27 protein-coding genes and 1 riboswitch are annotated in these 25,559 nt (G+C 68.9%); of the genes, 16 read left to right on the top strand and 11 right to left on the bottom strand.

Translation table 11 applies throughout. The annotated features are described in order from the left end of the window. The first annotated feature begins 28 nt into the window (after positions 1-28). The 8 genes from pncA to UAA55_RS16065 all read left to right on the top strand — a co-directional run bounded on the left by pncA (position 29) and on the right by UAA55_RS16065 (position 6,975). Positions 29-688: a bifunctional nicotinamidase/pyrazinamidase gene (pncA, locus tag UAA55_RS16100; RefSeq protein ID WP_322953982.1), complete on the top strand. Its 660-nt coding sequence runs from the start codon at positions 29-31 to the stop codon at positions 686-688. 214 nt (positions 689-902) lie between these two features. Continuing rightward, complete coding sequence (locus UAA55_RS16095; RefSeq protein ID WP_322953981.1) at positions 903-1,616, top strand: glycosyltransferase family 2 protein; 714 nt, start codon at positions 903-905, stop codon at positions 1,614-1,616. 3 nt (positions 1,617-1,619) lie between these two features. Continuing rightward, on the top strand, positions 1,620-1,955 hold the full coding sequence (locus UAA55_RS16090; protein ID WP_322953980.1) for a lipid-A-disaccharide synthase N-terminal domain-containing protein: 336 nt from the start codon (positions 1,620-1,622) through the stop codon (positions 1,953-1,955). A 162-nt stretch (positions 1,956-2,117) separates the two neighbouring features. Continuing rightward, positions 2,118-3,764, top strand: coding sequence for an ArnT family glycosyltransferase (locus UAA55_RS16085; protein WP_322953979.1), 1,647 nt, complete (start codon positions 2,118-2,120; stop codon positions 3,762-3,764). Beyond that, the gene (locus UAA55_RS16080; RefSeq protein WP_322953978.1) at positions 3,761-4,435 is read left to right on the top strand and encodes a phosphatase PAP2 family protein; all 675 of its coding nucleotides are present in this window, start codon (positions 3,761-3,763) and stop codon (positions 4,433-4,435) included. The genes UAA55_RS16085 and UAA55_RS16080 overlap by 4 nt, the downstream gene beginning before the upstream one ends. Before the next feature lie 17 nt (positions 4,436-4,452). Continuing rightward, the gene (locus tag UAA55_RS16075; protein WP_322953977.1) at positions 4,453-4,920 is read left to right on the top strand and encodes a RidA family protein; all 468 of its coding nucleotides are present in this window, start codon (positions 4,453-4,455) and stop codon (positions 4,918-4,920) included. Positions 4,921-5,005: 85 nt separating this feature from the next. Further along, positions 5,006-6,238: a GNAT family N-acetyltransferase gene (locus tag UAA55_RS16070; protein ID WP_322953976.1), complete on the top strand. Its 1,233-nt coding sequence runs from the start codon at positions 5,006-5,008 to the stop codon at positions 6,236-6,238. Next, on the top strand, positions 6,235-6,975 hold the full coding sequence (locus UAA55_RS16065; protein ID WP_322953975.1) for an alpha/beta fold hydrolase: 741 nt from the start codon (positions 6,235-6,237) through the stop codon (positions 6,973-6,975). Before UAA55_RS16070 ends, UAA55_RS16065 begins: the two co-directional genes overlap by 4 nt. Here the strand turns inward: UAA55_RS16065 and UAA55_RS16060 are convergent. After that, positions 6,972-7,745: a sulfite exporter TauE/SafE family protein gene (locus tag UAA55_RS16060; RefSeq protein ID WP_322953974.1), complete on the bottom strand. Its 774-nt coding sequence runs from the start codon at positions 7,743-7,745 to the stop codon at positions 6,972-6,974. The two genes, UAA55_RS16065 and UAA55_RS16060, sit on opposite strands and share 4 nt — an antisense overlap. An 84-nt stretch (positions 7,746-7,829) precedes the next feature. Beyond that, a complete protein-coding gene (locus UAA55_RS16055; protein WP_322953973.1) occupies positions 7,830-8,597 on the bottom strand; it encodes a LuxR family transcriptional regulator in 768 nt (255 codons plus the stop codon). A gap of 129 nt (positions 8,598-8,726) precedes the next feature. Here UAA55_RS16055 and UAA55_RS16050 point away from each other — a divergent pair, with 129 nt between their 5' ends. Both UAA55_RS16050 and UAA55_RS16045 read left to right on the top strand, forming a co-directional pair. Continuing rightward, entirely contained in the window at positions 8,727-9,338 is a 612-nt protein-coding gene (locus UAA55_RS16050; RefSeq protein ID WP_322953972.1) for an acyl-homoserine-lactone synthase, read from the top strand. 14 nt (positions 9,339-9,352) lie between these two features. Then, entirely contained in the window at positions 9,353-10,681 is a 1,329-nt protein-coding gene (locus tag UAA55_RS16045; RefSeq protein WP_322953971.1) for a cytochrome P450, read from the top strand. A gap of 12 nt (positions 10,682-10,693) precedes the next feature. On the opposite strand, the gene UAA55_RS16040 is transcribed toward UAA55_RS16045, so the two are convergent. Then, positions 10,694-11,923: a cyclopropane-fatty-acyl-phospholipid synthase family protein gene (locus UAA55_RS16040; protein WP_322953970.1), complete on the bottom strand. Its 1,230-nt coding sequence runs from the start codon at positions 11,921-11,923 to the stop codon at positions 10,694-10,696. 13 nt (positions 11,924-11,936) lie between these two features. Then, on the bottom strand, positions 11,937-12,800 hold the full coding sequence (locus UAA55_RS16035; protein WP_322953969.1) for a DUF1365 domain-containing protein: 864 nt from the start codon (positions 12,798-12,800) through the stop codon (positions 11,937-11,939). A 120-nt stretch (positions 12,801-12,920) separates the two neighbouring features. Between UAA55_RS16035 and UAA55_RS16030 the strand changes: the two genes are divergently transcribed. The 4 genes from UAA55_RS16030 to UAA55_RS16015 all read left to right on the top strand — a co-directional run bounded on the left by UAA55_RS16030 (position 12,921) and on the right by UAA55_RS16015 (position 15,706). Continuing rightward, complete coding sequence (locus UAA55_RS16030; RefSeq protein ID WP_322953968.1) at positions 12,921-13,643, top strand: sigma-70 family RNA polymerase sigma factor; 723 nt, start codon at positions 12,921-12,923, stop codon at positions 13,641-13,643. Then, positions 13,640-14,317 carry a ChrR family anti-sigma-E factor gene (locus UAA55_RS16025; protein WP_322953967.1) on the top strand — a complete coding sequence of 226 codons (678 nt, stop codon included), beginning with the start codon at positions 13,640-13,642 and terminating at the stop codon, positions 14,315-14,317. The genes UAA55_RS16030 and UAA55_RS16025 overlap by 4 nt, the downstream gene beginning before the upstream one ends. Positions 14,318-14,320: 3 nt before the next feature. Further along, positions 14,321-15,136 (top strand): DUF1295 domain-containing protein, encoded by an 816-nt coding sequence (locus tag UAA55_RS16020; RefSeq protein WP_322953966.1) that lies wholly within the window; start codon positions 14,321-14,323, stop codon positions 15,134-15,136. A gap of 81 nt (positions 15,137-15,217) precedes the next feature. Further along, complete coding sequence (locus tag UAA55_RS16015) at positions 15,218-15,706, top strand: hypothetical protein (protein ID WP_322953965.1); 489 nt, start codon at positions 15,218-15,220, stop codon at positions 15,704-15,706. Here UAA55_RS16015 and UAA55_RS16010 read toward each other — a convergent pair. The 3 genes from UAA55_RS16010 to UAA55_RS16000 all read right to left on the bottom strand — a co-directional run bounded on the left by UAA55_RS16010 (position 15,685) and on the right by UAA55_RS16000 (position 18,096). Next, positions 15,685-16,104 (bottom strand): DUF2177 family protein, encoded by a 420-nt coding sequence (locus UAA55_RS16010; protein WP_322953964.1) that lies wholly within the window; start codon positions 16,102-16,104, stop codon positions 15,685-15,687. The two genes, UAA55_RS16015 and UAA55_RS16010, sit on opposite strands and share 22 nt — an antisense overlap. 95 nt (positions 16,105-16,199) lie before the next feature. Then, positions 16,200-16,436, bottom strand: coding sequence for a hypothetical protein (locus tag UAA55_RS16005; protein WP_145610207.1), 237 nt, complete (start codon positions 16,434-16,436; stop codon positions 16,200-16,202). Between the two features lie 52 nt (positions 16,437-16,488). Further along, positions 16,489-18,096: a DEAD/DEAH box helicase gene (locus tag UAA55_RS16000; RefSeq protein ID WP_322953963.1), complete on the bottom strand. Its 1,608-nt coding sequence runs from the start codon at positions 18,094-18,096 to the stop codon at positions 16,489-16,491. 395 nt (positions 18,097-18,491) lie between these two features. Next, a riboswitch (cobalamin riboswitch) is annotated at positions 18,492-18,716 on the top strand. Between the two features lie 136 nt (positions 18,717-18,852). On the opposite strand from UAA55_RS16000, the gene UAA55_RS15995 reads away from it, so the two are divergent. Then, a complete protein-coding gene (locus UAA55_RS15995) occupies positions 18,853-20,895 on the top strand; it encodes a TonB-dependent receptor (RefSeq protein ID WP_322953961.1) in 2,043 nt (680 codons plus the stop codon). On the opposite strand, the gene UAA55_RS15990 is transcribed toward UAA55_RS15995, so the two are convergent. Further along, positions 20,896-21,615 (bottom strand): 4'-phosphopantetheinyl transferase family protein, encoded by a 720-nt coding sequence (locus UAA55_RS15990; RefSeq protein ID WP_322953960.1) that lies wholly within the window; start codon positions 21,613-21,615, stop codon positions 20,896-20,898. It abuts the gene before it with no gap. A 225-nt stretch (positions 21,616-21,840) separates the two neighbouring features. Here UAA55_RS15990 and UAA55_RS15985 point away from each other — a divergent pair, with 225 nt between their 5' ends. After that, the gene (locus UAA55_RS15985; protein WP_322953959.1) at positions 21,841-22,569 is read left to right on the top strand and encodes a hypothetical protein; all 729 of its coding nucleotides are present in this window, start codon (positions 21,841-21,843) and stop codon (positions 22,567-22,569) included. Here the strand turns inward: UAA55_RS15985 and UAA55_RS15980 are convergent. The 3 genes from UAA55_RS15980 to UAA55_RS15970 form a co-directional block, all read right to left on the bottom strand. Further along, positions 22,566-22,940 carry a hypothetical protein gene (locus UAA55_RS15980; RefSeq protein ID WP_322953958.1) on the bottom strand — a complete coding sequence of 125 codons (375 nt, stop codon included), beginning with the start codon at positions 22,938-22,940 and terminating at the stop codon, positions 22,566-22,568. The genes UAA55_RS15985 and UAA55_RS15980 overlap by 4 nt on opposite strands. A gap of 18 nt (positions 22,941-22,958) precedes the next feature. Next, positions 22,959-23,867, bottom strand: a complete 909-nt coding sequence (locus tag UAA55_RS15975; RefSeq protein ID WP_322953956.1) for a hypothetical protein — start codon at positions 23,865-23,867, stop codon at positions 22,959-22,961. A 142-nt stretch (positions 23,868-24,009) separates the two neighbouring features. Next, positions 24,010-25,551, bottom strand: a complete 1,542-nt coding sequence (locus UAA55_RS15970) for an acid phosphatase (protein WP_416235197.1) — start codon at positions 25,549-25,551, stop codon at positions 24,010-24,012. Between the last annotated feature and the right edge of the window lie 8 nt (positions 25,552-25,559).

Here is a 25,559-nt window from a genome sequence, read left to right as displayed (position 1 = left end):
CGCCCTTTTGAACGCCAGGTCGTCCTCCATGCACACTGACACCGATGCCTTGATCCTGATCGACATCCAGAATGACTTCTGCCCCGGCGGCGCCCTGGCAGTTGCGGACGGCGACGCGGTGGTGGGGCCGGCCAACGAGCTGGCCGCCCATTTCAATACCGTGATCCTGACCCAGGACTGGCACCCGGCCGGCCACCACTCCTTCGCCAGCGCCCATCCCGGCCATCGGCCCTACGACATGGTGCAGATGCCCTATGGCCCCCAGATGCTGTGGCCCGACCACTGCGTCCAGGGGACATCCGGCGCGGCGTTCCACCCCGGCCTGGCGCCGGCGATGGAAAAGGCGCAGCTGGTGGTGCGCAAGGGCTTCCGCCCCCAGATCGACAGCTACTCCGCCTTTTTCGAGAACGACCGGGTGACGCCCACCGGGCTGGCCGGCGCCCTGCGTGAGCGGGGTATCCACCGGGTCTACCTGGCGGGGCTGGCGACGGACTATTGCGTGGCCTACTCCGCCACCGATGCCGCCCGCCTGGGCTTCGAGGCGCTGATCGTCGAAGACGCTTGCCGCGCCATCGACCTGCACGGCTCGCTCGCCGCCGCCCGCCGAGACTGGATGGCGGCCGGCGTGCGCGGCGTCAGCGTGGCCGATGTGCTGGCCATGGCCACCCCCCTGGCCTCGGTGGCCTGACCGGCCCGTCCCTCACACGCCGGGAGATCCCGGGGCGGCGGCGTTGAAGGCGCCCCGCCGCAGGGCACCCCTGCCCTATGCGGCCGGCGGGACAAGGCCGCCCTTGTTGACGCTGGCGGCAATCTGTAGCTTTCTGGCCCAAACGATCCGGGCCGCCCTTGCCGGGCGGCGGCCCGGCCTATTTCTGTGCCCTTCGTGCCCCGAGGTGATGGGTTTGCGCTACACCATCCTGATTTCCGTCCTGAACGAGCAGGGGAACATCCTGCCGCTGCTGGAAGAACTGCAAGCCGTCGCCCCCTATCCCGGGGAATATGAGGTTCTGTTCGTCGACGACGGCAGCACGGACAACACGCCGGATGAGCTGCAGCGGGCCAAGGCCAAGTACCCCTTCGTGCGTGTCATCCGCCATGGCAGGCGGGCGGGCAAAAGCCGCGCCATCCGCACGGGCTGCCACGCCGCCAGGACCGACTGGATCATGATGGTGGACGGCGACATGCAGAACGATCCCCGTGACATCGCGCCCATGCTGGCGGCGGTGGAACGGGATGCGGAGGTGAAGGTGGTATGCGGCATACGCCGCCGCCGCGACGACACCCTGGCCAAGAAGGTCACCTCGCGCCTGGGCAATGGCATCCGCCGCGCCCTGCTGCGCGATGGATGCCCCGACACGGGCTGCGGTTTCAAGCTGGTGCACCGCGCCGCCATGCTGGAACTGCCGCAGTTCGACGCCGTGCACCGCTTCATTCCCACGGTCGCCACCTACAGCGGCTGGAAGATGGCCAACGTGCCCATCAACGACCGCAAGCGCCACGCCGGCCGGTCCAAATACACCAACATCGGCCGCGCCTTCGTGGGCTTCTTCGATCTGCTGGGCATGCTATGGATGCTGCGGCGGAACACCATGCCCGGCACGGCGCGGGAGGTCTGACCCATGGTATGGGACCACATCGCGCAGTTCCTGATGCACTGGTGGCAGGAAGCGCTGGGCAAGAACGGCTGGATCGCCGCCTTCGGCCTGTTCGGCCAGGCCATGTTCATGTCGCGCTTCATCGTGCAGTGGATTTCCAGCGAGCGGGCCGGCCGCAGCGTCGTGCCCGTCGCCTTCTGGTATTTCAGCCTCGCGGGCGGCGCCCTGGTGCTGCTGTACGGCCTGCTGAAACCCGACTTGGTCATCATCGCCGGCCAGTTGCCGGGCCTGGTTGTCTACACCCGCAACCTGCACCTGATCCACAAGCATAAGCGCGCCGAAGCCGCCACCGCGACCTGACGGGACCGCCTGATCGATGAACGACACCTTCCGCCCCGCCGTCCTGCGGCCCGTGCACTATGTCATCCTGGCGCTGCTGGCGCTGGCGACCTTCCTGCCGGGTTTCACCACCATCCCCCCTTCGACCGGGACGAGAGCCGTTTCGCCCAGGCGACGCGGCAGATGCTGGAAACGCGCGACTTCGTTTCTATCCGTTTCCAGGACGAGGCGCGGAACAAGAAGCCGGTGGGCATCCACTGGCTGCAGAGCGCCACGGTGACGGCGGTGCAGGCCGTCACCGGCGAGCATGACCCCGAGACCACGCCCATCTGGGCCTACCGCCTGCCCTCGCTCATCGGGGCCGTCGCCGCCGTGCTGCTGACCGCCTGGGCGGGACAGTTGCTGTTCGGCGCCACCGCCGGCTTCGGCGCCGCGCTTCTCATGTCGGTCTGCGTGCTGCTGGGCGTCGAGGCGCGCATGGCCAAGACCGACGCCGTGCTGCTGGCCAGCGTCGTGGCGGCCATGGGCGCCCTAGGCCGCGTCTATCTCGACCGGCGCAAGCCCATGCCCCCCACCTGGGGCCTGACACTGACCTTCTGGATCGCCCTGGGCGTCGGCATCCTGATCAAGGGACCGGTCATCCTGCTGCCCGTGCTGGGCAGTGTCGTCACCCTGGGCTTCGCCGACCGGGACTGGTCCTGGTTGAAGGGGCTGCGTCCCCTGCCCGGCCTGGCCATCGTGCTGGCCATGGTCCTGCCCTGGGCCATTCTGATCGCCATTGCCACCAAGGGGCAGTTCTTCGCCGACGCCATCGGGCATGAGTTCCTGGGCAAGGTGAATTCGGGGCAGGAGAAGCACGCCGGCCCGCCGGGCTATTACCTCATCACCTTCTGGCTCAGCTTCTGGCCGGGCAGCCTGCTGGTGGGCCTGGGCGCCGCCTGGGCGTGGCGCCGCCGCCATGACGACGCCGTGCGCTTCTGCCTGGCCTGGATCGTGCCCACTTGGCTGATCTTCGAGGCGGTGGCGACCAAGCTGCCCCACTACGTCCTGCCCACCTTCCCCGCCCTGGCATTCCTGGGCATGGCCGCCCTGCTGTCGCGCATCGACGCCAGGGCGGCGGCGGAAAAGGCGGCCAACCGCAACATCCCCCGGCAGGAACGTGCCCGGCCCGCCATCGCCGGCCGCATCGGCCGCTGGGCGATCATCGTCCTGTACCTGGCCGTCACCGGCGCCGTGGCCGTGCTGGGCGCCGGCGCGCCCCTGCGGCTGGAAGGCACCAACCTGCCAGCCGGCTTCGTCGCCGGCGGCCTGGCGCTGGCCACCGGCATCGCCTTCGTGGTGCTGGAGCGTATCGGCTGCCTGAAGCGGCTGACCCTGGGGGTCGCCGCCGGCGGCGCCCTCAGCATGATCACCATCCTGGGGCTGGTCATGCCAAGCCTCAAGGCCATGTGGCTGAGCCCCGCCATCGCCCAGGCCGTGGCCGATCACCGCCTGTGCCCCACCACCGTGCTGGCGGCGGCCGGCTACACCGAGCCCAGCCTGGTCTTCCTGGTAGGCACCAAGACCAGGCTGGGTGAACCCGACATGGTGGCCAACCACCTGGCGGACGACCCCGGCTGCGCCCTGGCGCTGGTACGTGACAAGGAGGAGCCGGCCTTCGCCGCCCAGTTGGCCGCGCGCGGGCTGTCGCCGGAGTTGATCAAGCACTTCCGGGGCTTCAACTACTCCCGCGGCAACTGGGCCAACCTGGCCCTGTACCGCGCCGGCGCGCCGGTCAACGCCCCCCAGCCGCCCGTGGACCAGCCGGCACCGGCGACGCCGCAGCCGTGAGCCGCAGTACGTTGATGATCTGGGCCGGCTTCCTGATGCTGGAGGCGGCCCTGATCCTGTGGGTCGACCGGCCCTTCACCCTGTGGGCGGCCGAGCTGCCGCCGTGGACCAGGGCCCTCAGCCACCATCTGACACGGACGGGCGACAGCCTGTACAGCCTGGTGCCCCTCGGCCTGGCGACCATCGCCCTGGTGACCGCCCGCGCCCAGGCGGAGGGGGCGCAGCGTGAACGGCTGGGCCGCTGGCTGGGTGCCGTGACCTTCGTCTTCCTGGCCGTCGCCCTGTCCGGCCTGGCGGTGGACGCCGTCAAGGCCATGGTGGGCCGTCCCCGGCCGGTCATGTTCCTGACCGAAGGCATCGTCTGGCCCCAACCCTTCCACATGGGCTTCCGCTATTATTCCTTCCCCTCCGGCCATGCCGACACGCTGGTGGCGCTGGCTCTGTCGGTGGGCATCCTGTGGCCGCGCGGACGACTGGGGCTGCTGGCGCTGGCCTTGGCGCTGTCCACCACTCGGCTGTGGGTGGGCGCGCACTATCCGTCCGACGTGTTGGGGGGCGCGGCCATGGCGGTGCTGACCACCCGATTTTTACGCGATAGCTTCACACGCCGCGGCTGGCTGCCGGCGCCCGATGGCGCTATGGTCCGGCCCCAAGAACCGTTTCAATCGTAGCCCTTTAGGAGGAAGACATGGCCGGCCGTATCGACGCCCGTCTGAAAGAACTCGCCATCGAGCTGCCGACCCCGGCCATTCCGGTGGCGGCCTATGTCCCGGCCGTGCGCACCGGCAACACCCTGTTCCTGTCCGGCCAGGTGCCGTTCTGGAATGGCGAGTTGCGCGGCGTCGGCAAGCTGGGCGACGGGTTCACCATCGAGCAGGGCCAGGAAGCGGCCCGCCTGTGCGCCCTGAACCTGATCGCCCAAGCCAAGGCCGCCCTGGACGGCGACCTGGACCGTGTGGTGCGGGTGGTGAAGCTGGTGGGCTTCGTCAATTCCACCGGTGACTTCACCGACCAGCCCAAGGTCGTCAACGGCGCCTCGGAGACCTTCGTCCAGGTGTTCGGCGACGCCGGCCGCCACGCCCGCTCCGCCGTCAGCGCCGCGGCCCTGCCGTTGGGCGTGGCCGTCGAGGTCGAGGCCATCTTCGAAGTGCTCTAAAACCGCGCACTGGTTCGCCCACCCTTGTTAAATGCCGGCCGGCACCCGACTATTAACGTCGGTACCGGCCGGAATGGATTTAGCGATGGCGGATGGAAGCAGTGACTGGACAGCGGGTCTCAAGGTGGCCGTGGCCCCGCGCATCGACGCGCTGGACGCGGCGGATTGGGACCGCCTGGCGGCCGGCGACGCCTATCCCGGCCATCCGTTCACCCGTCACACCTTCCTGCGCATCCTGGAGGACAGCGGCTCCGTCGGGCGCAAGACCGGCTGGCTGCCGCAGCACCTGACGGTGCGCGACGCCCAGGGCCGCCTGGTGGGGGCCGCGCCCCTGTACCTGAAGTCCCATTCCTATGGCGAATACGTGTTCGACCAGGGCTGGGCCAACGCCTATGAGCGGGCGGGCGGGGAGTATTATCCCAAGCTTCAGGTCTCCGTCCCCTTCACGCCCGTGACCGGGCCGCGGCTGCTGGCCGATCCCGGCTGCCCCGACCCCGACGGCGTCCGCCGCCTGATGGTGGCGGCGTTGCGCAGCGCGGCGGTGGACAACAAGCTGTCGTCCGTCCATGTCACCTTCCCCACGCCGGAGGATCGCGCCACCCTGACCGGCGCCGGCTGGCTGGACCGCCACGGCATCCAGTACCACTGGGAGAACCGGGACTATCGCGACTTCGCCGACTTCCTGGCCGCCTTCAGCAGCCGCAAGCGCAAGGCGGTACGCAAGGAACGCCAGGCCGTGGCCGACAGCGGCGTGGAAGTCCTGACACTCACGGGCGCCGATCTGCGGGAGGAACACTGGGACGCTTTCTTCCGCCTGTACAACGCCACCAGCGACCGCAAATGGGGCTGGGCTTACCTGACGGAGGATTTCTTCCACCGGCTCGGGGCCGAGATGGCGGACAGCGTCGTTCTGGTCATGGCCCGAGACCCCGCCCGCCTGGACGATGGGGGCAAACCCACCTGGGTGGGCGGTGCGCTGAACCTGATGAGCGATGACACCCTGTACGGCCGCAACTGGGGTTCGGCCGGCGACTACCCCTTCCTGCATTTCGAGGCCTGCTACTACCGCGCCATCGAATTCGCCATCGAGCGCGGGCTGAAACGGGTGGAGGCGGGCGCGCAGGGGGAACACAAGGTGCAGCGGGGATACCTGCCGGTCACCACCTACAGCGCCCACTACATCGTCGATCCCGCTCTGCGCCGCGCCGTGGCCGATTTCGTGGAACGGGAACGGGAAGGCGTCGCCGCCGATATCGGGGCGCTGATGGCCGAAAGCCCCTACCGCCAGGGCGACGGCGGGTGCGGCGGTTCGGAATGAACCTGGTTCACCGGCTGTCCGTCGGTGTCCACGGCCTGAGCGTCCTGGCCGCCGGGCCCGACCCGGTGGAACAGGCCGCGCGCCCCATCATCATGGTGCACGGCACGCCGGGCAGCGCGGGCGGCTGGCGCTGGTTCCTGGGCCACGGGCCCCAGGGCGTGTCACTGCTGGCGCCGAACCGGCCGGGCTTCGGCCGCAGCGAGCCGAAACAGGCGCTGATCGGCCTGAAGGCGCAGGCGGGACGCCTGGCGCCGCTGCTGTCGCTGAACCCCGCGAACCCGCCGGCCATCCTGGTGGGCCATTCGATGGGCGGCCCGGTGGTGGCCCGCCTGGCCCTGGAGCAGCCCCACCGCGTGGCGGCACTGGTGCTGGTCGCGACCTCCTTCGATCCGGACCTGGAGCACCAGCACCCGCTACAGCCCTGGGCGAACCGGGAGCCGTGGCGCCGCCTGCTGCCCCGCCCCCTGCGCAATGCCAACCGGGAACTGTTGACCATCGTGCCGGAGCTGCGCGCGCTGGCGCGCGACCTGGGCCAGTTGCGCTGTCCCGTCGTCATCCTGCACGGCACCGCCGACCGGGAATCGCCTTACGGCAACGTCGCCTATCTGCAGCGCCACCTGACCCATGCCATGGTGGAGGTGCGCACGCTGGAGGGGGCCGGGCACTTCTTGCCCTGGACCCGGCGGCGGGCCGTCCTGGCCGCCATTGAGCGGGCGCGCGCCCTCTGCGCCGCTTAAAATGGCGACCGGTCCAGCACGCCGAAAGCCAGGCTGAACAGCAGGGCGGCGTTCAATAGCATGAGCGGCGGCGTGACCCAGGCGGCCAAGCCGGCGAACTGCCGGCCCACCGCCCGCCCCGCCACCGCCACGGTCACCAGGCTGGGTACCGTACCCAGCGCGAAAGCCGCCAGGACCAGGGCGCCGCCGGCGGCGGACCCGCTGCTGACCGCCACCGCCAGGGCGGCGTAGACCATGCCGCAGGGAATGAAGCCCAGCAGCACGCCCAGGAAATAGCCGTTGAGCCCGCGCGGGTCGGCGAACAGCCGCCGCAGGGGCCGTGCCAGCACGGCCGTCAGACGGGCGGCCCCGGTCGTCCCCAGGCTGAACCGCCCCGCGGGAACCAGGCGCAGCAGCCGCGGCGCCATCCGGCCCAGGCCCGCCAGCCCTTGACGCAGGAACAGCAGCGCCGCGATCCCGAGGAACAGGGCCAGCAGCCAGCGGTACTCGGTTGCCCGCATCACCAGGGCGGACAGGCCGCCCGCCACCGCGCCCAAGGTGGCATAGGTGGTCATGCGCCCCAGATGATAGGGCAGCAGCAGGGCGCCGCCAGGCCGCGCCAGCGTCGGGCCGGACGCCACCCCCGCCGCGCCCACCTGGGCCAGCACGAAGGGGCCGCACATCCCGACACAATGGCCAAAACCGCCGGTCAGGCCGGCCATGAACACGGCGGCCATCAGCGCGGGCAGGCTGAGGGGGGCGGATTGCAGCATGGATAGATGGTCGTGCATGGGCGACGTCCGGATCAGGATCTGCCTCCAGCCATAAACCATGCGCCGGCCGCATCACTTGATCCGGATCAGTCGCCGCCCTTTTTAAGGCGCGATCAGCCGCAACTGCACCGCGACCGCGATGGCGTGATACTTGCTGTGCACCCCCAGCTTGCGCATGGTGTTGGTCAGGTGGAATTCCACCGTGCGATCGGAAACCCCCATGATGTCGGCGGTTTCCGCCCGCGTCTTGCCTCGGCAGGCCCACACCAGGCATTCCCGCTCCCGATCCGTCAGCGAGGGCGGGACCAGCGGGGGCGGCGACATGTCGCGGCGCAGGTCCAGCGCCCGCTCATGGTAGAAGGAACCGGCCAGCCGCAGCCAGGTCGGCCGGTGTTCCGACCGGTCCAACAGGTCCGGGTCCTGCCGCCAGAACAGGCTGATCAGGGCGGAGGCGGGGAAGCCATGACCGTCCACCGCGTGCAGCGGCAGCACGAAGCCCTGGCGGTAGCCGAAGTCCCGGGCGATATCCATGACCTGCCGCGCCCGGTTGCGCGCCCCACGACCGCCACCCCTGGCCGGTCGGAATTCAGGAACATCGGCCCAGGTGAAGGGTGAATTGGTGGTGGCCGCCCGGGTGACCACGGGGTCGTACCCCAGAAGATCCTCTGCCAGATACGTCTCTAGAAAGTCCGCCCGTAACGACGTTTGGTAGAACGGAACAGGCTCATCGGCAATCGGAAGGCGTCGCAAATCAACATAACTGGTGGCGGCGAAGCCCAAATCGGCGACCTGCCGATCCAGGGCATTTTTCAAATCGGCCAACGTTCCGGCGGATGTGAAGGCCGACAACATATCCTCGATCTTTCGCATGGCCATCTCTTCATCGTGGGTGGATGCCTCGACACGGCCGGCGCGAGGGAATACCCCGGCATTTGCCCAGCTTTTTCGAGACCCCTAACGATGTCGTACTGACCCCGGAAAAACGGGCGGAGTTGGACCATGTCATCGTTGCGCGTCGTGAGTTTTTCAGGACCGGAGTCGCCGGAACTGCTGGCCCAAGCCTGGCGGTTGCGGCACCGGGTTTTTCGTGAAGGCTTAGGCTGGGACGTGGCCTCGGTCGACCTGCTGGAGTTCGACGGATTCGACCGGAAGGCCTGGCACTGCGCGGCCCTGCAAGGGGGGCGCATGGTGGGCTATTGGCGTGCCCTGCCCACCACCGAACCCTATCTGCTGGAACGTGACTTTCCCATGCTGTTGGGGGATAGACCGGCCCCCCGGGCCCCCGACGTGTGGGAAATCAGCCGCTTCGTCATTTGCCCCGACGTGACCAATCGGCGCGCCGTGGGCAAAGTGCTGGTGCAGGCCATCGGCGCCTTCGGCGTCGCGCGCGACGCCAACCGCCTGATCGCGGTGGTGGAGCCCGCCTTCGGCCGCTTCGTGCGCCTGTGCGGCTTGCCGGTGGCGGAGGAGACGGCCCCTGTCCATGTCGGACAGGGTCACAAGGGCGACATCCACGCCGTGATCATCGCCCTGGACGTGCCGTCCTACGCCGCCAGCCATGCCCTTCCCTCACCCGAGATCACCACCGGCGCCGACCCGCGCGCCGCCTGACGGAGACCAATCCCATGAGCCTCATCACCCGCCTGCGGCGCGTCCTGCTGGGCGATCTGCCCGATTTCGCCGCCGATCCCATCGGCTTCGTCGAGCGCCACGGCATCGGCGCCGATGCCCCCGTGGCCCTGCGCCTGGGGCCCAAGCCGGCCTTCCTGATCAGCCACCCGGCGGGTTTCCAGCGCGTGCTGGTGGAAAACCGTGAGGCCTATGGCAAGGGGGCGGAACAGGCGCGCCTGCGCCCCCTGTTCGGCGATGGCCTGGTCACCGCCAACGGTCCGCGCTGGGAAGCGGCCCGCCATGCCGCCAAGGCCGCCTTTTCACAAAGCCGCCTGAACCATGGCCTGGAACTGGCCCTGTGCGTGCTGGCGCAAGAGGCCGGGCGCCTGGCCCGGATGAGCGGGGCGGAGGTCGACCTGCACGGCCTGATGGGCCGTCTGACCATGCGCATGGTGGTGGCGGCGCTATTCCATGAACGGCTGGAGAATGAAGCGGCCGCGGACGCCATTTATCAGGCGGGCTGCGTCGCCCACCGCCATCTCAGCCTGTCCATGTGGCGGCTGGTGGACCTGGACATGCACCTGCCCACGCGCGAGGGTCGCGCCTTCCGCGGCGCCATCGCGGAGATGGAGCGCCAGATCGCCGGCTTCGCCCAGGCGCCCAAGGGCTTCCTGGCCGCCCTGCACCCCCTGGTCGAGGCGTACGGCCCGGCGGTCATGCGGGACGAGGCCATCACCGCCCTGGTGGCGGGGTTCGAAACCACGGCGACCGCCGGCTGCTGGCTGGCCTACGCCCTGGCCCAACGTCCCGATCTGGCCGCTTGGCTGCGCCAGGAGATTGAGGAGAAGTTGCCTGCCGATGGCGAACTGCGCCCCGGCCTGTTGCGCGACCTGCCCCGCACCCGCGCCATGGTGCAGGAGGTGTTGCGCCTCTATCCCAGCGCCTGGTGGTTCGCGCGCACGGCCCTGACGGACGACACGGTCTCCGGCGTCGCCATTCCCAAGGGGGCCTCGATCCTGCTGTGCCCCTGGACGCTGCACCGCCAACCTGACCAATGGGCCGATCCCCTGGATCTCGAGCCCGCCCGCTTCCTGGACGGCGCGCCACAGGACAAGTTCGCCTATGTGCCCTTCGGCGCCGGCCCGCGCACCTGCATCGGCGCGCAATTGGCGACGGCGGAGCTGACGGCCCTGGCCGCGATGCTGGTCACCGCCTTTGATATCGAGGCGCTGTCCGGTCCGCTGGCGGCCCAGATGCCGGAGGGCGGCATCACCCTTGGCGCCCCCCGCGCCGGCATGAAGGTGCGCCTGTCTGTGCGGGAGCCCTTGCGCAAGGTGGCTTGACGCCCTTGTATTTCAAACGCCCGGCGCCGCCGGAACCAGGCGGTAGAGCCCGACATCGATCAGGCCGGCGCGGAAACCCGCCTCGCAATACGCCAGGTAATAGTCCCACAGCCGGCGGAAGCGGGGCGGGAATCCCTGGTCCTGGATGTCGGTCCAGGCGGCGTGGAAGCGGCGTCGCCATTCCGCCAGCGTACGGGCGTAGCTGTCGCCGAAGGTTTCCACCCCGTCCAGTCGCAGGCCGGCCGCCGCCGCCTCCCGTTCCAGGCGGGTGGGCGACGGCAGCATGCCGCCGGGAAAGACGTGGCGCTGGATGAAGTCGACCTCGCGGCGGTACTGCTCGAAGCGGGCGTCGTCGATGGTGATGACCTGCAGGACCGCCACCCCCCGGTCAGCCAAGCGCTGGCGCAAGGTGCGGAAATAAAGCGGCCAGTACCGTTCCCCCACCGCTTCCAGCATTTCGATGGAGACGACGCGGTCATAGGTGCCGGTGACATCGCGATAGTCCTGCAGGCGCAGGTCGGCGCGGCCGCCCAGATCGGCGTCGACCAGCCGGTCCTGCGCCGCCGCCAACTGCGCGGGCGACAGGGTCAACCCGGTGACGTGGCAGCCTTCGCGCGCGATCCGTTCCGCCAGGCCACCCCAGCCGCAGCCGATCTCCAGCACCCGTTCCCCGCCGCTGATGCCCAGCAGTTGGACGATGCGGTCCAGCTTGGTCCCCTGCGCGGCCTCCAGCGACTGGTCCGGGGCGGTATACAGGGCCGAGGAATAGGCCATGCCCCGGTCCAGCCAGCGGGCATAGAAGTCGTTGCCCAAATCATAATGGGCGATGATGTTGCGCCGGCTGCCAGCCCGCGTGTTGGCGCGGCCGCGGTGCACCAGCCGGTTCATCATGCGGGCCAGCGGCGTGCCGGCCATGGCGCCGTCCAGCCAAGAAATGTTGCGCGCCGCCAGTTCCAGCAAGGCCGGCAGGTCGGGACTGGACCAGTCGCCATCGGCGTAGGCGTCGGCAAAGGCGATGTCGCCGCCGAGGGCCAACCGCCGCACGGCGCGCCAGCGATGCAACTCCAGCACCCCCTCCGGTCCCGGCCGCGCCGCCCGCCGCGTCAGCCGGGTGCCGTCCGGCAATCGCACCGTGACCTGCCCCACGGCCAGCCGTGCCATCATGCGCGACAGCAGGACGGCCGCCAGGCGCCGCAGGGGTAGGAACGAGGCCAGAGGGGTCGGGGAAACATCCAGTGACATGGGTGGTGAAGTCCTAGAGGCCCGGATCGGCGGAGGTGACGATGGTGACGAAACGGGGCGGTGGTGGCGGGCTGGGCCGGAAGCCCACACCCTTCAGCCACAGCTTCAGGGCCTGCCAATGGATGGCGGCCACGACCTTCCAGGTCAGCAGCGGCTGCGCCGCCCAGGCGGCCAGGATGCCGGCATCGCTCAAGGCATGGCGCCGCCCGCTGAAACAGGCGGAAAGAATGGGCGCGCAAGGCCCATCCCGGCCGTCACCTGGGCGCACCTGGACCGCCACGGTCAGGCCGTCCGCCGGCGGCGACACGCGGAACTCGTAGCGCGCGTCCATGTCCAGGAAGGGGGAGACGTGCAGGCGCTTGGCGCAGCGCTGGCGCACCACCCCGCCGGCCGCCGCCTGGCCATCCACGGGAATGACGTAGCTGTGCCGTAGGCCGAAGGTGTTGTTCACCTCATGCACCAGGGCGCACAGCGTCCCGTCGCGGCGGTGGCAGAAATAGATGCTGATGGGATTGAAGACGTAGCCCAACACGCGGGGCATGCACCACAGCCGGATGGCGCCGCCGTCGTAGCCGGCGCCGGCCTCGGCCAGCAGACCCGCCACCTGGTCGGCCAAGGGCCGGCCGGACCCGTCGCCATGGTCGGCGTCGTGGAAGGACAGCAGGTTGAACCGGTTGTGGGAGAAAAGGCGCAGCCGCAGGTCAAGGGCCGGCAGTTCATCCAGGTCCAGCAGCATGGACCAGACGCGATACCGCAGGTGGTGGCGGCGCGGCCAGGCGCGGCGGTGGGCCACCCACCCCCGGTAGAAGACGCTGTGGCCGGACGATGGGGCGAGGGGTTTCCCCGCAACCGCCATGTCCGTATCCATGTCCGACATCCGCCCCATGCCTCCCACGCCCGGCAGTAAACGCTTGCGGTCCCTATACGCGCCAGGGTGAATACTGGATCAGTCGATACGGCGACTGATCCGAACCCGTCGTGGTTCGTATAGGATGGCATGCATGATGCCCGCACCCTTCGAAGCCCATCCCCCCGCCGCCGGCCATCACCCGGCCGGCTGGGCGCGTCCTGGGTTCGGCCCAAGGGTGGCCGCGTGAACAGCGGCGGCGACGGAAGCGCGCCGGAAGGCCGTCCGGCGGCCGGGGCCGCGCCTGGCACGGTGGTGTTGGAGGATGTGCACGCCCGCCATCTCCGGGCCATCGCCACCCAGGGCGACCGCGCCGCCTTCTCGGCCTTGTTCCGGCACTACGCCCCGCGCATCAAAAGCTATCTCCTGACCACCGGCCTGCCGGCCATGGAGGCCGAGGAACTGGCGCAGGAGGCCATGCTGATCGTCTGGCGCAAGGCCGCCATCTTCGACCCGTCCCGCGCGCACGCCGCCACCTGGATCTTCACGATCGCCCGCAACCTGCGCATCGACGCCGCCCGGCGCAGCCGCGCGGCCGAGGCCGCCGTGGCGCAGGAAAGCCTGACGCCGCCCGAACCGGAGCCGGCGGACGATCTGGTGTTCGCCACGGAGGCGGCGGACCGCCTGCGCGCCACGCTGGACACCTTGCCGCCGGATCAATTGGCTGTGGTGCGGCTTTCCTTCTTCGAAGACGCGCCCCATCCCGACATCGCCCGCCGCCTGGGCATCCCGCTGGGCACGGTCAAGTCGCGCCTGCGCCTGGCCATGGTCCGCCTGCGCGGCCTGATCGATCCGACGGGAACCGAACCATGACCGCCGCCCTGCGCCCGCCGCCGCCGCCGCCCTGCCCCACCCACCATCCCGATGCGGATCTGCTGTCGCGCCATGCCGCCGGCACGCTGCCCGATGGCCCGGCGCTGGTGGTCGCCACCCATCTTGATTTCTGTCCCGCATGCCGCCGCCAGGTGCGGGCGTGGGAGGCGCTGGGCGGCGCCCTGCTGAACAACCAGCGCCCGGTGGCCCTGGCCGACGACGCGCTGGAGCGCACGCTGGCCAAGCTGGATGGGGTCCGGCTAGCCGGGGCGCCGCCGGATGCGCCGGCGCTCGACCCCGATCCCGTGCTGCCGCCCACCCTGCGCCGCCAACGCCTGGGCCCGTGGCGGTTCGTGGCGCCCGGCATCCGGGGACGTGCCGTGCGGGTCGACCCCGCGGAGGGCTACAAGGTCATGCTGTTCCGGGTGGCGGCGGGCATGACCATTCCCAAGCACGGCCATCGGGGCCAGGAATACACCTGCGTCATCGACGGCGCCTTCAGCGACACCTTCGGCCGCTTCGGCACCGGCGACATGGCGGCGGTGGACGCCAGCGTGGAACACCAACCGCTGGCGGCGCCTGACGGCGATTGCCTGTGCTTGATCGCCGTGCGCGGCCGGCTGCGCATCCACAGCCTGTTGGGCCGCCTGGTCCAGCCGCTGGTGGGACTCTGACCCTTGGCGCCGGCCATCCCGCTGGCGGCCATCACGCTCGGGCAGTGCGCCGTCATGGCCCTGGCCTGGGTGGTCCAGCGGCGGACCCGCCAATCGGGCTGGGTGGATGCCTGCTGGTCGCTGGCCGTCGGCGCGGGCGGCCTCGCCGCCGCGCTGGCGCCCTTGGACGGAACGCCCCCCAGCGCCCGGCAGATACTGGTCTCCACGCTGGTGGGGATATGGTCGGCGCGGCTCGCCGCCCACATCGCCGTTCGCACCCGGGGCGGCGGTGATGATCCGCGATATGCCCAGCTGATGCGGGTATGGGGATCGCGGGCCGCCATCCGCCTGTTCTGGTTCCTGCAAAGCCAGGCGCTGGCCGCAGCCTTGCTGACGGTTGCCGTTTACGCCGCCGCCCGCAACCCGGCACCCGGCCTCGGCGGCTGGGACGTGTCGGGCACGGTGGTGCTGTTGGTGGGGATCGCCGGCGAAGGGGTGGCCGACGCCCAACTGGCCCGCTTTCGCCGGCGGCCCGATGCCCACGGGCGGGTGTGCGATGCCGGCCTGTGGCGCTGGTCGCGCCATCCCAACTATTTCTTCGAATGGCTGGGATGGCTGGCCTACCCCTGCTTCGCCCTGGCGCCGGGACCGGAAGGCGTCTGGCCCTGGGGCTGGCTGGCGCCCGGCGGCCCCGTCCTGATGTATGTCCTGCTGGTCCATGTCTCCGGCCTGCCGCCGCTGGAGGGGCATATGGCGCGGTCGCGGGGCGCCGCGTTCGCCGACTATCGCCGGCGCACCAGCGCCTTCTTCCCGTGGCCGCCACGGCGGGACACGGAATAGATCCTTGACCCTCCGCCGCCCCTCGGGCGATTAGCTGACGTGGGGATCGACCGCCCCGGGGACACCACATCGGGGGATGGCATGCGAAACGGGATGAAGATGGGGGCCGCCCTGGCCCTGGGCGCCGGCCTGGCGCTGGGTGGCTGTTCCAGCGAGGACCCGATGGGTCCCGGGCCGGACCAGAAGATGCTGCAGGCCGCCTGCGCCCTGGAACTGCACACCACCCGCCCCACGGGCACCGACGTGCTGACCATGTACCGTATCGAATTGCCGCTGACGCCGGTGGACGTGCGCCGCGTCGAATCCACCGTCCTGGCCGATGGGCGCGATACCTATTACGTGCGGGCCAAATTCAACGGCCAGGACTGCATCGGCGGCGACGTCACCCTGGTGTCATTGGCGGGCGGCAAGGTCCATGTGCATTATGAGATCGCGGACCTGGCGCATCTGGACATGATGGGCAAGCCCATTTTCGTGCGCCTGACCCTGGACGACACCTTCGACTACACCCCCGGCCAGACGGTCAACCGCACGGCCGGCGGCCGCCACTACGGATTCCTGCTGAAATAAAGGGCGGCGACGCAGCCGGCCGCGGCGGCCACGCCAGTCAGGACCGCCCCCCAGGCCATGTCCAGCGCGCTCAGCCGCGCCGACCACAGGCGCAAGGTGGCATGTTTGGTCAGGTCGTAGGTGCCGTAGGTGAGAAGGCCGAACAAGGCGCCGCGCAGCAGCGCCTGCACCACCGGCGCGTCCGTACGCGTCGCGGGTTCCACGCAGAAGAAGGCGATGCCGCCCGCCATCAGCAGATAGAACAGGGCCGCCGGCCCCAGGCGCGGCTGGGCCGCCACCATGTCGCCCATGACCTGGCGATAGAACCCGACCATGCGGGTCAGCCAGACGGCGTCCAGGGCGACGAAGGCGATGAGGGTCGCCGCGTAGATCGCGGCCTGGCGTAGCACCGGTCCCATGGGCTCTTCCCCCGCCACACAGCCAAAGAAAAACGCCCCGGGCTTGCGCACGGGGCGTTTCTCAATACGCGTCAGCGATCCGGACGGATCAGCCCTTACCGAACCGGCGAGCGGGTCAGCGACTTGATGCGGCCGCGCGGGTTGCCGGACATGGCAGCGATTTCGCGGTCCTGCGCCTCGATGATGGCGCGGGCGGGCTCATCGCCGTCCAAGCCGCCCAGTTCGGACGAGGGAACGCGGCGGTTGGACGACCGCGAACCGTCGTCGTACAGGACGTCAAACAGGACGAATTCGCTGACGGACTTGGATTTCGGCTTGCTGCTGCGGCCCATGGGGACCTCCTCTTCCTAAAGAACCATCAAAACTCAGGCGTAGGGGTACGGCTCAGCGGCGGCGGCGCGGACGGTTGCGATCCTCGCGCGCCGGCTGCTGCTGGTCTTCGTTGGCGTTCAAGGCCGCCACGAAACTGGAGAACTGGGTGCCGCGGCCGTCCTGCGCCGGACGCGGGGTGTTGGGCCGCGGGGCGTTCGGACGGGCGGCGTTGGGACGCTGGCCCTGCGGCGGCTGGGCCGGGCGCTGGCCGTGGGGGCGGGCCTGCTGCTGCGGGCGGCCGCCCTCGGGACGCGGACCCTGGCCCTGCGGACGGTTGCCCTCGGCGCGAGGCGGACGCTGGCCCTCATTCCGGGCGGGCCGCTGGCTCTCATTCCGGGCGGGCCGCTGGCCCTGGGGCCGAGCCTCCGCCTGGCCCTCGGAGGCACGCTGGGCACGGGGCTGGCCACGACCGCCATTGCCATTGCGCGGCGGACGGGCCGGCAGCGGCGGACGGCTGACCGGGGCGGCGGCGGCCTGGGGCGTGGCCTCGGGCCGCTCGCCCACCGGGATGGACTTGCGGATCAGCTTCTCGATGTCGCGCAGGTAGGCGCGCTCGTCCCCATCGGCGGTGCACAGCGACACGGCGACGCCGGAGGCGCCGGCGCGGGCGGTGCGACCGATGCGGTGAACATAGGTCTCCGGCTCGTTGGGCAGCTCGAAGTTCACCACATGGGTGACGCCATCCACGTCGATGCCGCGGGCGGCGATGTCGGTCGCCACCAGCACGCGCACGGTGCCGGCGCGGAAGCCGTCCAGCGCCTTCTGCCGCGCGTTCTGCGACTTGTTGCCGTGGATGGCGGCGGCCTCGATGCCCGCCTGCTCCAACTGGGCCGACACGCGGTTGGCGCCGTGCTTGGTGCGGGTGAAGACGATGCTGCGCTGCATGCCGGCGTCACCCCGGATCAGGTCGACCAGCACATGGCGTTTTTCCGCCGCCGGCACGAAGATGACCTGCTGCGTGATGCGCTCCGCCGTGGTGGAGACGGGCGTGACCTCGACCCGCAGCGGGTCGCGCAACATCTTGTTCGCCAGCTCCGACACATCGGCCGGCATGGTGGCGGAGAAGAACAGCGTCTGCCGGTTGGCCGGCAGCTTGGCCATGATCTTCCGCAGGCTGTGGATGAAGCCCATGTCCAGCATGCGGTCGGCCTCGTCCAGCACCAGCACCTCGACCTTGTCCAGGCGCACATGGCCCTGGGTCATCAGGTCCAGCAGGCGGCCTGGCGTGGCCACCACGATGTCGATGCCGCCGGTCAGCGCCTTCACCTGGCTGCCCTGGCCGACGCCGCCCAGGATGACGGTGTGGCTGAGCTTCAGGCCCACACCGTAGTTGGTGATGCTCTCGCCGATCTGCACCGCCAGCTCACGCGTCGGGGTCAGGATCAGGGCGCGGGGCATGCGCAGCGGCAGGGCCGATGGGGCGGCCCCCAGGCGCTGCAGGATGGGCAGGGTGAAGGCGGCGGTCTTGCCGGTGCCCGTCTGGGCGATGCCCAGGATGTCGCGACCCGCCAGCGCATGGGGAATGGCCCGCGCCTGGATGGGGGTGGCGGTGTGATGGCCCAGCTGGGCCAGGGCGGCCTGAATCTCAGGCCGCAGGGAAAGGGTGTCGAAAGCGGTCAATGTCTTGGAATCCCAGGGCGACGCGCCGGCCGCGTTCGTTTCTCGCGGCCGCGGATCGCGGTCAAGCCCTTGCCCGGGCGCGTGCCGGCAGGCATGTGTCAGAAGGTCGAGTATGCCCTGGGTGCTACAGGGGCGATTTGGTCGCCACCGCTACGCGCCACCCGGGGGATACCGCCGGGCCCAGCGGCCCGGCATGGGAACGGATGATGCCATCCATTCCTTAAGACCGCATAAGTGGCTGTGACCGGTCCCAGGTACAAGGGAAATCGCACAGGCCGCCCCGAATTGCTGCCATGCCCACGCATGGGTGGGCGTTGTCACACAACCGCCAAGCTTGTGAGCCAGGGTGCTTACCCCCGCGCCGCGACAGGGCGTTTGCGCCCGTCCGCAATTCCTCGTAGAAAGACGGCGACGGTTCCAGACCCTGGACGGGCTGGATGAAAAGGGAACGCGGAACGGGGCATGTCCCCTAAGCCGCGGCTGCCCCCGCAACTGTGAACGGCGAGCCCGACACCACCCTGCCAATCATGCGGCAGGGTCGACGCCACTGGGAAACCGGGAAGGCGGTGCCAGGGCCAGGACCCGTGAGCCAGGAGACCTGCCGTCACGCCGTGGTCACGCACGGGCACATTGGGCGGGGTGCACCAATGGGGACTGGCGCCCGCCATCCGGCCATCTGGGATATCCAGGCCGGCGGGGGGGTGATCCATTCTTTGGCCCGTGGTGACGTGTCACGTTGCCAAGAGGCCAACAATCATGGGTCGTTTCGTTCCCAGAATAATAATATCACTACTGTCGCTGACCAGCTCGGCGGCCCTGGCCGCCGGTATGGAGGGCGACGCGTCATCCCCCGCCACCCTGGACGATGTGGTGGTCACCGCCGCCCGCCGCGACCTGATCGGCACCGCCGCCACCTCCAGCCAAGGCGTGGTCGTGAAGGAAGAGCTGGACCTGCTGCCCGCCTACCGCGTGGGCCAGATGCTGGAAACGGTGCCCGGCCTGGTGGTCACCAGCCACAGCGGTGAAGGCAAGGCCAACCAGTATCTGTTGCGCGGCTTCAACCTGGACCACGGCACCGACATGGCCACCAGCGTGGACGGCATGCCGGTGAACATGCGCACCCACGCGCATGGCCAGGGCTACACCGATTTGAATTTCGTGGTCCCCGAACTGGCCAGCGGGATCAGCTATACCAAGGGCCCCTACTTCGCGGCCCAAGGCGACTTCTCCGCCGTCGGCTCCATTCAGATGGGCTACAGTGACCAAGTGGCGACTCAGGTGGCGCTGACCGCCGGCACGCTGGGCTACCAGCGCGTGTTCGCCGCCGGGGGGGCCGACGTGGGCGCCGGCCACCTGATGGCGGGTGGGGAACTGGTGCACTACGATGGCCCCTGGGACCATCCGGACAATCTGCGCAAGGGCAACGCCGTGCTGCGCTACAGCCAGGGCGCGCGGGACGACGGCTTTAGCGTCACCGCCATGTATTACCGCGCCCTGTGGAGCGCCACGACCGACCAGCCGCAGCGCGCCATCGATGCGGGATTGATCGGCCGTTACGGCACCCTGGACCCGACGGACGGCGGCCAGGCCCGGCGCATGAGCCTGTCGGGCACCTTTGCCACGCCGGTGGAGGCTGGCTGGCTGGCCGGCGGCCAGGTGACGGCCAACGCCTATGTCATCAACAACCAGCTGACGCTGTGGAACAACTTCACCCATTTCCTGGACAATCCGGTTCAGGGCGACCAGCACGCCCAGGATGAGAACCGCATGGTGGCCGGCGGGGCCGTCAGCTACAGCCGGCCGCTGAACTTGCTGGGCCTGGACCATGAGGTGGTCGCCGGCCTGGACACCCGCTTCGACGATGTGCATGTCGACCTGCGGGCGACCAGGGCCCGCGTGGCCTATGCCCTGCTGAGCAACGACAACGTTCAGGAGGCCGGTGGCGGCGCCTATGTCCAGGCGACCAGCCATTGGACGCCTTGGCTGCGGACCGTAGTGGGCATGCGCGAGGATTACCTGGCCGCCACCGACCACGGCAGCAACGCCGGCGTGGTGGCCGCCCGCCTGTTCCAGCCCAAGGGCAGCGCCATCGCCACCCTATGGCAGGGAACGGAGGTCTACCTCAGCGCCGGCCGCGGCTTCCACAGTGACGACGTGCGCGGAGCGGCGCGGGGCGACGCCCCCCTGCTGGCCAAGGCCAATGGCGAGGAGGTGGGCATCCGCAGCACCATCCTGCCCAATCTGACCGCCACGTTGACGGCCTTCCAGATGGATTTCGTGTCGGAGCTGACCTACGACGCCGACGTTGGCCAGACGGAAGCTGGACGCCCCAGCCGCCGACGCGGGCTGGAGCTGAACACCACCTACACCCCGTTCGGTTGGCTGGAACTGTATGGCAGCGTCGCCTTCAGCCACGCCCGCTATACCGACAATGATACGGCCGGCAGCTTCATCCCCGACGCGCCCAAGCTGATCGGCTCGCTGGGCATCTACCTGCGCGACCTGGGCCCGTGGTCGGGTGGGGTGGAATACCGCTATTTCGGTGCCCACCCGCTGATCGAGGACAACAGCGTGCGGTCGTCCGGCAGCCAGGAATGGAACCTGACCGCCAACTACATGCTGGAAAGCGGCCTGCGTTTCGGCATCGGCCTCTACAACGTCTTGGACAGCAAGGATGACGCGGCCGACTACTACTATACCGACCGCCTGAAGGGTGAGCCGGCCGAAGGCGTCAGCGACCTGCATCTACACCCGCTGGAGCCCCGCTCCGTCCGTTTCACCCTCGGTCAGAGTTTCTGATCACCAGAGGTCGGCCAGCCCCTCCTCCATCACCAGATCGGTGGAGGGCTGGCCGTCCCCTTCCATCCAGGCCGGCCCCATCCAGGCCACGGCGGCCTTATGACCGCTGGGCAGGTCACGGGTCCACAGCCGGCATTCCCGCCCCGCCGGCAGGGCCCCATCGTGACGGACCAAGATCGGACCGTCGGGGGCAATGGCGAAGCTGTCGGTGGGCAGCGACAGGCCCAGGCCCAGGGCCTTGATGTAGGCCTCCTTCAGGGTCCAGAAGGTCACCAGGTCCGGCCCGCTACGCCCGGTGGGACGGGCATCGAGCCAGGCCAGTTCCTCCGCCGCGAACATGGCCGTCGCCACCTCCACCCCGATACGGCGGTCGCCGCGCTCCACATCCACGCCCACGCGGGTACCGGCCTCCAGGGTCATGGCGCAGGCGACCAGGCCATCGGTGTGCGACAGGTTGAAGTCCAGCCCCGCCGGCGCGTCCACCAGGCCCGGCTTGCCCTGCGGCGTGAGGAGGGTGAAGGCCAGCGCCGCCGGCGACCGGCCCAGCACGCGGCCCAGCCACAGCCGCGCGAGGCCGTGCGCCGCCACATATTCCCGCCGGTTGGCCTCGAACACGAAGCGTCGGGCGCGTATCTGCTCCCCCTCATCCAGCAGGGGCCACAGGCGGGCGTAGGCGGCCTCGTCCAGCAAAGTCAGGGGCAGGGTCCGCAGCAGCGGCATGGGCTTCCGTTCGGGCAGGTTGGGGCCAAGGGTCTGGCCAGATCAGGCGCCCCGCCGTTCCCTGTCAAGGCCTTGATTCGGCGCCCTTCAACCGACGCGGTACCCCCATATCGCTCCGCTACGGCTTCGGATATCCGCATCGCCAAAGGTATTGCCGCCCTATCCGGAAAATGATCCCCCAATCCCCAAGGAACACGGCGTGCGGCCAGCTGATTGAAGCGCAGCATGACCGTGACCGGAGCCCCGACGCCGATGTCCAACCGCCGTAACACCCGCCGCATCCTGGCCGCCACGCTGGCGCTGGCGACCGCGTCCTTCACCCTCGCCACCCAGGCGCAGACGGCCGATCCGGCGGGCTGGGGTCCCTTGCTGAGCGTCGGGCCGGAGGTCAGCACCCTGGGCCTGGGGGCCGAGGTCGACGCCCGCTTCGATGATCGTTTCGGCCTGCGCCTGAACGCCAACGGCTTCAGCTTTTCCGCCAACCATACGGTGCGCGACGTGCGCTACGACGGCGACGCCACGCTGGAGTCCTTCGGTCTGTTGGCCGACCTGCATCCCTTCGGCGACGGCTGGCGCGTGACCGCCGGCGCGCGCCTGAACCTGAACGAGGTCGACCTGAAGGGCACGCCGCGGAACGCCACCTACACCATCCACGGCATGACCTACACCGCCAGCGAGGTCGGCAGCCTGAACGGCAAGATCGCCTTCAACCGCTTCGCCCCCTACGTCGGCGTCGGCTATGAGGGCGCGGTGGCCGACCACTGGCACTTCGGCTTCGACCTCGGGGCCATGTACCACGGCACGCCCAAGGTCTCCCTCGACGCCAGCGGCCCCGTCACCACCACCCCCGACTTCGAAAGCCGCCTGGACGCCGAGCGCCAGGAACTGCGCGACGATGTGAAGGACTACAGCTGGTACCCGGTGTTGAGCCTGACGGTGAAGTACGTGTTCTAACGCTCCTCTTTCTTCTTGGCGCTGCGGATGATTTCCGCAATGCCATGGACAACCGGCACCCTGGTCTCTTGCTTATACATGAGGATCCGTCCGTCCTGCTTCGCAATGGTGACGCGATAGATCGACGGCGCCCCGTCCTCATCCTCATCAGCGGCGACGCCACTGGTCACCTCCCAAGTCTTTCCCTTGTCTTCCGCAGTCCAGGGACGATACCGCGCGGCCTGTTCCTCGCCATGCCGATGCCTAATCAGCAAATCGGCATAGTCCTGAGCGAAATCGCGGGAGACGATCATATCCCCCAACATAGACATAAGGATTTCGTCGCGCGTCCAGACGCGCTTCTGGTTCCCATCATCATCAGATGAATTCATTTCATTCTCCATCTTAATTCAGTGGAATAAATCGTCCCAAGGCTTCGATCCCGGGGTAAATTCGTTGTAATGAGGCCAACTGTTGGCGTTTTTCTGGTACAGGCACATGACCGTTAATGCCGGAAAGGGCATTCCTGGCTTAAGGCCCAGATCACGCACTCGCTGGTCGTATGATGTGACATGCCCACCAATCTGGGCCAGCGGGTACACCTTCTTTTGACGGTAGGTATAGGGAGGATGACGTCCCGTCTTCACTTCGATCAGCGTCGGAAATTCCTCCCCTGGGAATAGAGCCAGGATGTCAGCCCGAGTAACCAGGCCATTCACACCGAGGATCCTAACCTCCGTGATGACGATTGCTCCCCTACTCCGCAAGAGCGCCGCATGCTCCTTCACCACCTTGTCGTGGAAGGTGCCGGGATAGTCGATATCCCAAAGTGCTTCGTCGGGATCGTTGTCATAATCTTCGTTGCCGGCGAGCCAGGCCGCGAAAGACAGGCCGACCTCTTCGGTACCTTCCGTTTCGCTTCCGTCACTCGTCCAACGCCCATGCCAGTCCCTGGGCTGGGCAGGATCGTATTTGCCCAAGTCCGCGCGCATGCCTAACAACCGGTCAATGCCAACGTCATCAACATCCGGCAACGCCAAGTGCACTGCGGCGATCTTGGCGCGAACGCCGTCCTGGTCGTTCAGCGCCCGCGCGACGACCCTCAGCCGGCCAATCAGTGGCGCCACATCCGGATCGGAGACGCCATAGGCGGCGGCGATCAAAGGCTGCAGAATGGCGGCCGGCTGAGGTTCAAAGCCCACCGCCGTCTGCCGGAGCAATGGAATGCCCGCCAGGCTCACGCCATTGTCATTACACGCCAAGCCACGGGCCGTCGGTTGATCCGATACCCTGAACCATCGCTGCGCCAACGCCGCCATGCCGCCTTCCCTTTCCGGTTGTCATATTCGGCGGCCATGATGTTCTTGATTTGTTCTTAACGCAAGCGCAACCTTCCCGCGCGTGCAAAACGGGACCGGGCGCTGGCGGCGCCCGGTCCGCTAACCCCTATCCAGCGCCCGCTTACTTCTGGGCGAGATCCAGCGCCCCGGTCAGGTCGCCCAGGGCAGGGCTGCCGTTGGCGGCCAGGGCGGCGTCGCGCTGCTTGATGCCTTCCAGCTTGGGCAGGTCGAAGCGGCGGGTGATGAAGCGCAGGATGGAGGTGGTGTCGTAGAAGGTGTGGTCGATATAGCCCCTCTTGGCGTAGGGCGAGATGATGATGGCAGGGATGCGGGTGCCGGGGCCCCAGCGGTCGGCCTTGGGCGGGGCCACGTGGTCCCAGTAGCCGCCGTTCTCGTCGTAGGTCACCACCACCAGCATGTTCTTCCACTGCGGCGAGGCCTGCAGGTGCTTCACGATGTCGGCGATGTGGGCGTCGCCCGAGGCCACGTCGGCATAGCCGGAGTGCTGGGTCAGGTTTCCCTGGGGCTTGTAGAAGGTGACGGCGGGCAGCGTGCCGGCGTCGATGTCCTTGATGAAGGCCTTGCCCTCCAGCCCGCCGTCGCGCAGGTGCTCCTTGCGCGCCTTCGTGCCCGGGGCGGTGCTGGCGAAGTAGTTGAAGGGCTGGTGGTGGTACTGGAAGTTGGGCACCGGCTCGGCGTTGCCGTGGTCCAGCGTGGCCTGCCAGGCGCCGCTGTACCAGGCCCAGCTGACCTTCTTCTGGCTCAGCAGGTCGCCGATGTTGGTCATGGTCTGCGGCGGCAGCGTCGTGGGGTTGGCAGGGTCCGCCAGCACGGGGTCGCCGCCCTGAGCCGGCTTGTTGGCGCTGGGCTGGTAGGGCGGCTGCATGGTGTTCACGGCATAGAAATCGGGCGTCAGGTTGCCGCTGTTCACGAACTTCGGCACGCCCTCGATGGCCGACTTGGGCGAGTTCGGCGCCAGCGTCAGGCTGACGCGGTCAGGCTCCACCACCGAGATCGAGCCCTTGGCCGGGCCCTGGTCGGCATGCGGGTAATAGGGCGCGCACGAGCAGATCAGGACGAAGTGGTTGAAGAAGGAACCGCCGAAGCCGCCCATGAAGAAATTGTCGGCCAGCGTGTATTCCCGCGCCAGCGTCCACATGGCCTGCTTGGCACCGTCATAGTGGCCCATGACCAGGGCGCCGCTGTCGGCATAGGCCACGAACTTGTCGTTCCTGCCGCCGTCGATCTGCATCTGGTTCTCATAGAACCGGTGCACCAGATCACGGGTCACGACGCCCTGGCCCAGGTTGAAACCCTTGGGGTCGTCGATGGCGAAGGGCTGGTTGGGCAGGTGCTCCGTCTGGGCCTGCGTCACCTCCGGCGTCACGCCACGGGCGGTCAGGCCCTTCCAGATGGGGGGCAGTTCCTTGAGCACCGATCCGTCGCGGTCGCGCTGCGCCAGGCTGTCCTGGGGCGCGTCGGCGATGCCGTTGGCGCCGGGGAAGGTGCCGTACAGGTTGTCGAAGCCGCGGTTTTCCGCGTAAATCACCACCACGGTCTTGATCTTGTCCAGGTCATCGGCCGGCTTGGCCGCCATCGCCCGGTCACCGAACCCTGCCATGATGCCGGCGGCCAGCGCCACCGCGGCCACACCCTGACGCAAGCTTCCGC

The sequence above is a fragment of the Nitrospirillum guanabarense genome, assembly GCF_034653355.1.
GTDB lineage: Bacteria > Pseudomonadota > Alphaproteobacteria > Azospirillales > Azospirillaceae > Nitrospirillum.
Note: the sequence above shows the minus strand (reverse complement) of the source record. Positions and strands in the feature narration are given on the sequence as shown.